Source organism: Pseudomonas sp. HY7a-MNA-CIBAN-0227, from assembly GCF_040310325.1.
Taxonomy (GTDB): domain Bacteria; phylum Pseudomonadota; class Gammaproteobacteria; order Pseudomonadales; family Pseudomonadaceae; genus Aquipseudomonas.
The window spans coordinates 20,184-28,666 of the sequence record NZ_JBEOPT010000030.1; the positions used below are offsets into that span (position 1 = coordinate 20,184).

The 8,483-nt window shown below is 58.4% G+C and carries 9 protein-coding genes and 1 pseudogene; 5 read left to right on the plus strand and 5 right to left on the minus strand.

Features of this window, described 5'->3' with window-relative positions; translation table 11 throughout:
- Window positions 1-44: 44 nt before the first annotated feature.
- From AAEZ06_RS26675 to AAEZ06_RS26690, 4 genes are read left to right on the plus strand one after another with little or no spacing between them, the layout of a single operon-like run.
- Window positions 45-1,193: an ABC transporter permease gene (locus tag AAEZ06_RS26675; RefSeq protein ID WP_149412739.1), complete on the plus strand. Its 1,149-nt coding sequence runs from the start codon at window positions 45-47 to the stop codon at window positions 1,191-1,193.
- Complete coding sequence (locus tag AAEZ06_RS26680; RefSeq protein WP_149412740.1) at window positions 1,190-1,993, plus strand: ABC transporter ATP-binding protein; 804 nt, start codon at window positions 1,190-1,192, stop codon at window positions 1,991-1,993. Before AAEZ06_RS26675 ends, AAEZ06_RS26680 begins: the two co-directional genes overlap by 4 nt.
- Before the next feature lies 1 nt (window position 1,994).
- Window positions 1,995-2,933, plus strand: coding sequence for an MlaD family protein (locus AAEZ06_RS26685; protein ID WP_350617070.1), 939 nt, complete (start codon window positions 1,995-1,997; stop codon window positions 2,931-2,933).
- On the plus strand, window positions 2,930-3,541 hold the full coding sequence (locus AAEZ06_RS26690) for an ABC-type transport auxiliary lipoprotein family protein (protein ID WP_350617072.1): 612 nt from the start codon (window positions 2,930-2,932) through the stop codon (window positions 3,539-3,541). Before AAEZ06_RS26685 ends, AAEZ06_RS26690 begins: the two co-directional genes overlap by 4 nt.
- Window positions 3,542-3,585: 44 nt before the next feature.
- Here AAEZ06_RS26690 and AAEZ06_RS26695 read toward each other — a convergent pair whose 3' ends face one another.
- The 5 genes from AAEZ06_RS26695 to AAEZ06_RS26715 form a co-directional block, all read right to left on the minus strand.
- Window positions 3,586-4,815 carry a spore maturation protein gene (locus AAEZ06_RS26695; RefSeq protein WP_149412743.1) on the minus strand — a complete coding sequence of 410 codons (1,230 nt, stop codon included), beginning with the start codon at window positions 4,813-4,815 and terminating at the stop codon, window positions 3,586-3,588.
- A gap of 104 nt (window positions 4,816-4,919) precedes the next feature.
- A complete protein-coding gene (gltP, locus tag AAEZ06_RS26700; protein WP_149412744.1) occupies window positions 4,920-6,251 on the minus strand; it encodes a glutamate/aspartate:proton symporter GltP in 1,332 nt (443 codons plus the stop codon).
- A gap of 666 nt (window positions 6,252-6,917) precedes the next feature.
- A complete protein-coding gene (locus tag AAEZ06_RS26705) occupies window positions 6,918-7,385 on the minus strand; it encodes an inhibitor of vertebrate lysozyme family protein (RefSeq protein ID WP_149412745.1) in 468 nt (155 codons plus the stop codon).
- Between the two features lie 2 nt (window positions 7,386-7,387).
- Complete coding sequence (locus tag AAEZ06_RS26710) at window positions 7,388-7,552, minus strand: DUF1328 domain-containing protein (protein ID WP_084378456.1); 165 nt, start codon at window positions 7,550-7,552, stop codon at window positions 7,388-7,390.
- A 78-nt stretch (window positions 7,553-7,630) separates the two neighbouring features.
- A complete protein-coding gene (locus AAEZ06_RS26715; RefSeq protein WP_149412746.1) occupies window positions 7,631-7,915 on the minus strand; it encodes a hypothetical protein in 285 nt (94 codons plus the stop codon).
- A 391-nt stretch (window positions 7,916-8,306) separates the two neighbouring features.
- Here AAEZ06_RS26715 and AAEZ06_RS26720 point away from each other — a divergent pair.
- Window positions 8,307-8,411 (plus strand): annotated as a pseudogene (locus tag AAEZ06_RS26720) (hypothetical protein); the annotation flags it as partial.
- Between the last annotated feature and the right edge of the window lie 72 nt (window positions 8,412-8,483).

The following is an 8,483-nucleotide window of genomic DNA, read 5'->3' on the forward strand; positions in this document are numbered from 1 at the left end:
CTATTACGTAGGAACTGTGTAGTAGCCAAACAAGCTCGGAGCTTATGACCAGTAGCACAACGGCTGGAGCCGCTCACCTGGACACGTCCACCACCCCACCACAACTCAGGGTTACAGGGGACTGGACGCTGGCCCACTACACCTCCCTGAAAAAGCTTTCGCAAAAGCTCGACGGCCAATACGACGCCGGTACGCGCATCGACCTTAACGGCCTGGGCGCCCTGGATACGGCCGGCGCCTCGCTGCTGGTCGAGTTGCTCGGCCCCGAGCGCATTGAGCAATCCGCCGAACATTCCGATTGCAGCCTGTCCACCGCCGACCGGGCTCTGCTCAAAACCGTCTATCGCGCCCTGAACGACTTCTGTGTGCCAGTCAAAGAACCGGAAGAGGGCGCCGGCATTCAACTGCTGGCACGCATAGGCAGCGCGGTGGACACCGTCTGGCAAGACGGCATGAAGTTGCTGGGTTTTATCGGCCTGATCCTCGAAACTTTTGCCCGCAGCGTGTTCCGCCCCAAGCGCTGGCGCCTGACCCCGATGGTCGCCCATATCGAACAAACCGGCCTCGACGCCGCACCCATCGTCGCCTTGCTGACCTTTCTGGTGGGCGCAGTGGTGGCGTTTCTCGGTGCCACGGTGCTGGCCCGTTTCGGCGCGAGTATTTTCACCGTGGATCTGGTGGCCTTTTCGTTCCTGCGCGAATTCGGAGTACTCCTCACCGCAATCCTGATGGCCGGCCGTACCGCCAGTGCCTTCACCGCGCAAATCGGTTCGATGAAGGCCAACGAAGAAATCGACGCCATCCGCACCCTGGGCCTGGACCCGATGGAGTTGTTGGTGCTGCCCCGAGTCCTGGCGTTGCTGGTGGCACTGCCGATGTTGACCTTCCTGGCGATGATCTCCGGGATTATCGGCGGTGGCGTGGTGTGCGCAGTGGCCCTGGATATCTCGCCAGCGATGTTCCTCTCGCTGCTGCAGTCGGACATTGGCGTGCAGCACTTCCTCGTCGGCATGGTCAAGGCGCCGATCTTCGCCTTCCTGATCGCCGCCATTGGTTGCCTGGAGGGCTTCAAGGTCAGCGGCAGCGCCGAGTCCGTCGGCGCCCACACCACCTCCAGCGTGGTGCAGTCGATTTTCGTGGTGATCGTGCTCGATGCGGTGGCCGCCTTGTTCTTCATGGAGATGGGCTGGTGAGTCGTTTACCCCGTGCGCCCGCCGAGGCGGTGATCGAAGTGCGTGGCCTGTGCAATCGCTTCGGCAAGCAGAGCGTGCACGAAAATCTCGACCTGAATTTGTACAAAGGCGAGATCCTTGCCGTGGTCGGCGGCTCCGGCAGCGGCAAGTCGGTGCTGCTGCGCAGCATCATCGGCCTGCGCCAGCCCAGTGAGGGTGCGGTGCGGGTATTCGGCCAGGACCTGCCGAGCCTGTCGGAACATGAGCGGTCGATGGTGGAACGGCGCTTCGGTGTACTGTTCCAGAAGGGCGCGCTGTTTTCCTCGCTGACGGTCACGGAAAACGTCGCCTTGCCACTGATCGAGCATGCCGGCCTCAGCCGTCCCGACGCTGAACACCTTGCTGCAGTGAAACTGGCCCTGGCCGGGTTGCCACTGTCGGCCGCCGACAAATATCCATCGTCACTCTCCGGCGGCATGATCAAGCGCGCGGCCCTGGCCCGTGCCCTGGCGCTGGACCCGGACATTCTGTTTCTCGACGAACCCACCGCCGGCCTCGACCCGATCGGCGCCGCCGCCTTCGATCAACTAATACTGACCCTGCGCGATGCGTTGGGCCTGAGTGTGTTCCTGGTCACCCATGACCTCGACACGCTGTACACCATCACCGACCGGGTGGCGGTGCTGGCGCAGAAAAAAGTACTGGTGGCCGATGCCATCGACATCGTCTCGGAAACGGACGACGCCTGGATTCACGAATATTTTCATGGCCCACGAGGCCGCGCGGCATTGGATGCCGCTCAACAGCTCAACGAGGTATGACATGGAAACCCGAGCCCATCATGTGATGATCGGCCTGTTCAGCGTGATCGTGGTGGTCGGCGCCATGCTGTTCGGCCTGTGGCTGGCCAAATCCAGCGTCGACAGCGCCTTTCAGGATTACGAAGTGATCTTCAATGAGGCAGTCAGCGGCCTGTCCCAGGGCAGCTCGGTGCAGTACAGCGGGATCAAGGTCGGCGATGTCACCAGCCTGCGCCTGGACCCCAAGGACCCACGCCGGGTATTGGCGCGCATCCGCCTGGCCAGCCAGACACCGATCAAGGAAGACACCCAAGCCAAGCTGGCCCTGACCGGTATCACCGGCACCTCGATCATCCAGCTCAGTGGCGGCACGCCGCAAAGCCCCAAACTCAAGGGCAAGAATGGCGAGCTGCCGCAAATCACTGCCTCGCCATCGCCCATCGCCCGCCTGCTGAACAACAGCAACGACTTGATGACCAGCATCAACCTGCTGCTGCACAACGCCAACCGCATGTTCTCCCCGGATAACGTCGACCGCCTCAGCAGCACCCTGGAACACCTGGAGCAGACCACTGGCGCCATCGCCGATCAGCGCGGAGATATCAAGCAGGTCATGCAGCAGCTAATGCAGGTCAGCAAGCAAGCCGGCGCCACCCTAGAGCAAACCACCGCGCTTATGCGTAACGCCAACGGCCTGCTCAATGACCAGGGCAAGCAGATGTTTGGCAGTGCCGAACAGGCCATGCACTCGCTTGAACAGAGCACCGCGACCATCAACAGTCTGCTGACCGACAACAAGGACTCCCTGAACAGCGGTATGCAAGGCCTCAATGAACTGACCCCGGCCGTGCGCGAACTGCGCGACACCCTCGGTTCATTGCGGGCCATTTCCCGCCGTCTGGAAGCCAACCCCAGCGGGTATCTGCTGGGCAGCGACAAGAACAAGGAGTTCACGCCATGAAGCGTGCTTACCGCATTATCGCCCCCGTCGCTCTAGCATTAGTCAGCGCCTGTTCGATCTTGCCCAAGGCCGATCCCTCCGACGTCTATCGGCTGCCTTCGGCCCAGGCCACTTCTCAAGCCAGCGCTGTAGCCTGGTCGTTGCGCCTGGCAAAGCCACAGACTAGCGAGTTCCTCGATAGCCCGCGCATCGCCGTGGTGCCCCAGGGTGACCTGATCAGCAGCTATGCGAACTCACGCTGGAGCGATCCAGCACCGGTGCTGTTGCGTAATCGGCTGCTGGATGGTTTCCAGCGGGATGGACGGGTGACGTTGCTCAGCACCGATGACACCAACCTACAGGCGGACTTTGAGCTGGGCGGGCAGTTGCAGGCGTTTCAAAGCGAATATCGCGGCAGCGCAGTTGAAGTGGTGATTCGTCTGGATGCACGGCTGGTGCGCGGCAGTGATCAGCGGATCATTGCCAGCCGGCGCTTTGAAGTACGCCAGCCGGTCAGTGACACCAAGGTTGCGGCTGTGGTGGCGGGGTTTGGCCAGGCTGGGGATGTGTTGAACAAGCAGGTGGTGGATTGGGTGGTGGGGCAGGGCAATACAGCAGCGAGAAAATAGCCCCTCCTTTGTAGGAGCGAGCTCGCTCCTACAGAAACAGTGATTTAGCCAAAGAACCAGTAGCACACCGCAATCGCCGCTATGACACCGGCCAACTCCGCCAACAACGCACACCCCACCGCATGCCGCGCCCGCTGGATGCCCACCGAGCCAAAGTACACCGCCAACACATAAAAGGTGGTCTCGGTACTGCCCTGAACCGTCGCCGCCACCAGTGCCGGGAAGCTATCGACACCTTGGGTCTGCATGGTTTCAATCAGCATCGCCCGCGCCGCGCTGCCGGAGAACGGCTTGACCATCGCCGTCGGCAACGCGTCGACAAAGCGGGTATCCATCCCGGTCCAGGCCACTAGATGACGAATGCCCTCCAGGCCAAAATCCAGCGCCCCGGAGGCCCGCAATATGCCCACTGCACAGAGCATCGCCACCAGGTACGGCAGCAAATTTTTGGCGACGTCGAAGCCCTCTTTGGCGCCTTCGACAAACGCTTCATAGACCTTAACCTTGCGCAGGGCGCCGATCAGCAGAAACAACATGATCAGGCCGAACAACGTCAGGTTGCCGAGGATCGATGACAAACCGGCCAACGCCGTGGCCGACAAGGTCGCCAGCAACGCCATGAAGCCGCCCAGTATCAGGGCGCCCGGAATCAGATAGGCCAGTACCACCGGGTCCCACAAGCGCAGGCGCTGCATGACAGCCACCGACAACAGCCCTACCAGGGTCGAAGCACTGGTGGCCAGCAGGATCGGCAGGAATACCAACGTCGGATCAGGCGCGCCTTGCTGCGCGCGGTACATAAAGATAGTCACCGGCAGCAGGGTCAGGGAGGACGCGTTGAGCACCAGGAACAGGATCTGCGCGTTACTGGCAGTGTTGGGGATGGGGTTGAGTTCTTGCAGCGACTTCATGGCTTTCAGGCCGATGGGCGTGGCCGCGTTATCAAGACCCAGGCCGTTGGCGGCAAAGTTCAGGGTGATCAAGCCGATGGCAGGGTGACCAGCAGGCACTTCTGGCATCAGCCGCAGGAATAGCGGACCGAGGGCCTTGGCCAGCCATTCGACGATCCCGGCCTTCTCGGCGATGCGCAGGAAGCCCAGCCACAGGGTCAGGGTGCCGAACAGCAGCACCATCACTTCCACTGACAACTTGGCCATGGCGAAAATGCTTTCGACCATCGCCGCGAAGATCCCGGCGTTACCGCCAATCAGCCACTGCGCCAGTGCTGAAACCATTGCAACGATAAAGAAGCCAAGCCACAGGCCATTGAGCATCAGTTGAATCCCCCGGAAGATGTGGCGAATGATAGCGGGGCTGGCAGAAACGACAAACCCCGGATTTCCCGGGGTTTGTTCAGGTCACGTTGACGCAGGCATTATCAGCCTTGGGTGGTCTCGCCAGCCGGCAGCACTTGCTTGGTGCGCCAGTGCGGCAGGGAATTCCAGTAGCGCTCGCCCTTGGCATCGTCGTACATGCCTTCCCAGCGAGCGATGACCAGCACGGCCAGGGCGTTGCCGATCACGTTCAGTGCGGTACGGGCCATGTCCATGATCCGGTCGACACCGGCGATGAACGCCAGGCCTTCCAGCGGAATACCGACACTGCCCAGGGTCGCCAGCAGCACCACGAAGGAAACACCAGGAACGCCGGCGATGCCTTTGGAAGTCACCATCAGGGTCAGCACCAGCATCAGTTGCTGGCCAACCGACAGGTCGATGCCATACAGCTGGGCGATAAAGATCGCCGCGATGCTCTGGTACAGGGTCGAACCGTCGAGGTTGAACGAGTAGCCGGTGGGCACCACGAAGCTGCAAATAGCCTTCGGTGCACCGTAGGCTTCCATCTTCTCGATCACGCGCGGCAATACGGTCTCGGAACTGGCGGTGGAGTAAGCCAGCACCAGCTCATCCTTGAAGATGCGCATCAGCTTGATCACCGAGAAACCGAACAGGCGAGCGATCAGGCCCAATATTACAAAGGCAAAGAACAGGATGGCGACGTAAACCAGGATCACCAACTTGGCCAGCGGTAACAAGGATGCGAAGCCGAAGTTGGCAACAGTCACAGCGATCAGGGCGAATACACCGATAGGGGCGTACTTCATGATCATGTGGGTGACTTTGAACATGCTCTCGGACACGCCCTGGAACATCGTCACCAGCGGCTCGCGCAGCTCAGGCTTGAGGCTCGACAAGCCAAGGCCGAACAACACCGAGAAGAATATGATCGGCAGCATGTCGCCACGGGCCACAGCGGCAAAGATGTTCGAGGGGATCAGGTTGAGGATGGTCTGGACAAACGCATGCTCATGTTGAACCTCGGCGGCCGTCGCCTGGTACTTGGAAATATCGACGGTACCCAGGGTACTCATGTCGATGCCGGTACCCGGATGGAACAGGTTAGCCAGCAACAGACCGACGACGATCGCAATGGTGGTGACCACTTCGAAGTAAAGGATGGTTTTCACACCGATCCGACCTAGTTTTTTCGCGTCCCCAACACCCGCGATTCCGACAATCAGCGACGAAATCACAATCGGGATCACGATCATCTTGATCAGGCGAATAAAGATATCGCCGGCTGGTTGCAACACGTTGCTGATCCACCAGGCCTTTTCGGCACTGAAATGGTTGAGCAACGCACCGATTGCAATCCCTAGTACCAGACCGATGAGGATCTGCCAGGCGAGGCTTAGCTTTGCCTTCTTCATGTCATTACCCTTACTTCAAGTGGACTCAGGCAGATGCGCCAGCTGGAACGCCCGGAAGCGAAAAAGTGTGTGCATCAGCCTCCGTAGAAGGTCACCGCTAGATGGCCGATATGGCTCACTGGCAGGCGAAAAAAGGCGCAACTATTCCGATGCCAGGGGGCGGCGTCTAATGCCGTAAACGACTACCCTATGCCGAATCGGCATGAGTTTATAGGAGGAAACCTGTCCATATGGTCAAATCAAATGCGACATTTCGGCACACGTACATACCGTGAACCGGCCATTTTAGCGTCGCTCAGGGTTTTAGGGGGATTTGTACCCGTGCGTAAAAACTCTTGAAGATTCCTACGGATACCATTGAAAAAGTCGTCTTGCTGCCAGCGAACTTTCTAGATAGATGGTCGTGTGGAAACACCGCGAAACGGTAAGAGAGGGCAAAAAGGAAAATTTCCGCTATACGCGGCATAAGAGGGATGTGACCGCAACAAGCCCACCGCAAGTTCGTCAAGCCATCACGGCTTGCGAACTTGCGGCGCAGCTTTTCTCCTGACCCGGCCCTTGATCAGAGCGACCCGGCCCCTAGGTCATGCACCACTGTCAGGCAGGGGTGCAAACAGAAAGAAGCGTTTGGCTTCTTTCTATAAGCGTTAGATCCGCCAAACAGGCCTAGTACCAGTTCGGGTCTTTCTTGAGCTGTTCCATCAACAACTTCTGCATGCCTTCGTCCGGTTTGCCGAGGAAGCGGTAATCGGCGTGCCGGGTCGGCGACTTGTCCGCCGGCAGGCCGGCCGGGACTTCCACTAACATCGCGTAGGCTTCTTCCTTGTCCAAACTGAAAGCAACGATCAGGCGCTTATTCAGGCACGTCTCTGCGGTTTCACAGAGCGGTCCTACAAGGTACTGGTCGCCATCTTCGGTAACGGCATTCATTTGTTCAGAGGTGCCCGAGAGGTTAATTATCCAATCTGGCAAGCGCTCTTCCTTCTTGACCACGCCCTGCCAGGTTTCGCGGTACTGCGGGTCCGCGCTCAGCAGTTCGTTGGCCCTGGACTGACCATCATTGGCCGCCATGACCAGGCCACTGCCGCCCAATAACAGGGCAGCAGCAATGGCTTTAAGGGACGAATTGAACATGTTCAGCCTCGGCCGCGACGACCAAAGAAGAAGGAAACAATGAACATCACCAGGAAGACCACAAAGAGAATCTTGGCGATACCCGTGGCGGTGCCCGCGATACCACCGAAGCCCAGGACTGCAGCCACAATGGCAATGATCAGGAATGTGATTGCCCAGCTCAACATGGTAACTCTCCTTACTCTTCTATATGAGTGACTGCTGTGAAACTTCCCCGTTGCCCCAATCGAGCCACGGTTTCATGCCTAGAACACCCAGCGTTCTTGATGAGGTTGATCGCTCAGGGCAATGTCCTGTTCAACCGCCATCAACTGCGGGGCTGTCACGTCGGCGGCACTGCTGCCGACGGAACGGAAATGGGTCTGTGTCGTCATCGGACGCTCGAAATTCCGGACTTGCTGCTGACCCTGCTCCCAACGCTGCAATTGCTGCCCACCGATCAAGGTGACCATCAAGGCCAGACTTGCAAACAGGCCCTGCTGCAAACGCAGTGGCGATACACGCAATTGGGTGAGGCGTTGGCGAGTCATCCTGAATCTCTCCCGCATTCTAATTATTCGTTTATGACGGTTATGTGAGAAATATTGCAGGGTGCATGCCAGTTTTTTTATTGGAAAATTATCAACAAAATCAAATAGTTAAAAAAAATATAGTTTTCATCTCACCAGCATCCTGCACGATATCCCTACCTACATCGTGCGAAATGCACGATGGCCAGTGGTCGGATCAACGGGGCGGAAACGAACGTTTGGCTGCCGAAGTGGCTAAAAAGGCTGAAAACGCCATCAACGGGCGTCTCTGTGGGAAAGGGTGCAGATAGCTGCACGGCAATGCTTTTAATCAATCAGAATAAACCATGCAACTTGCCCGATTATTCTGGGACTAAACAAGATCACTCATTCTTAAAGGAGCGCGGGACACATGGAATCAGCCAAGGAACTTCAAGGCCGCATTCTTTTAGTGGATGACGAGTCCGCGATCCTTCGCACCTTCCGTTACTGCCTGGAAGATGAAGGCTATACCCTGAATTCATAGAATAAGCGCAACGCTTGAAACGAGAGGCAGAGAGCCAGCCACCGGTAGAATCCAGGCTCTCAC

Bases quoted from the DNA above. Each gene is read 5' to 3' on its own strand.
- AAEZ06_RS26675 (WP_149412739.1), top strand. From the start codon at position 45: ATGACCAGTAGCACAACGGCTGGAGCCGCTCACCTGGACACGTCCACC.
- AAEZ06_RS26695 (WP_149412743.1), bottom strand. From the start codon at position 4,815: ATGCTCAATGGCCTGTGGCTTGGCTTCTTTATCGTTGCAATGGTTTCA.
- AAEZ06_RS26710 (WP_084378456.1), bottom strand. From the start codon at position 7,552: ATGTTGAGCTGGGCAATCACATTCCTGATCATTGCCATTGTGGCTGCA.
- AAEZ06_RS26685 (WP_350617070.1), top strand. From the start codon at position 1,995: ATGGAAACCCGAGCCCATCATGTGATGATCGGCCTGTTCAGCGTGATC.
- AAEZ06_RS26690 (WP_350617072.1), top strand. From the start codon at position 2,930: ATGAAGCGTGCTTACCGCATTATCGCCCCCGTCGCTCTAGCATTAGTC.
- AAEZ06_RS26705 (WP_149412745.1), bottom strand. From the start codon at position 7,385: ATGTTCAATTCGTCCCTTAAAGCCATTGCTGCTGCCCTGTTATTGGGC.
- AAEZ06_RS26715 (WP_149412746.1), bottom strand. From the start codon at position 7,915: ATGACTCGCCAACGCCTCACCCAATTGCGTGTATCGCCACTGCGTTTG.
- gltP (WP_149412744.1), bottom strand. From the start codon at position 6,251: ATGAAGAAGGCAAAGCTAAGCCTCGCCTGGCAGATCCTCATCGGTCTG.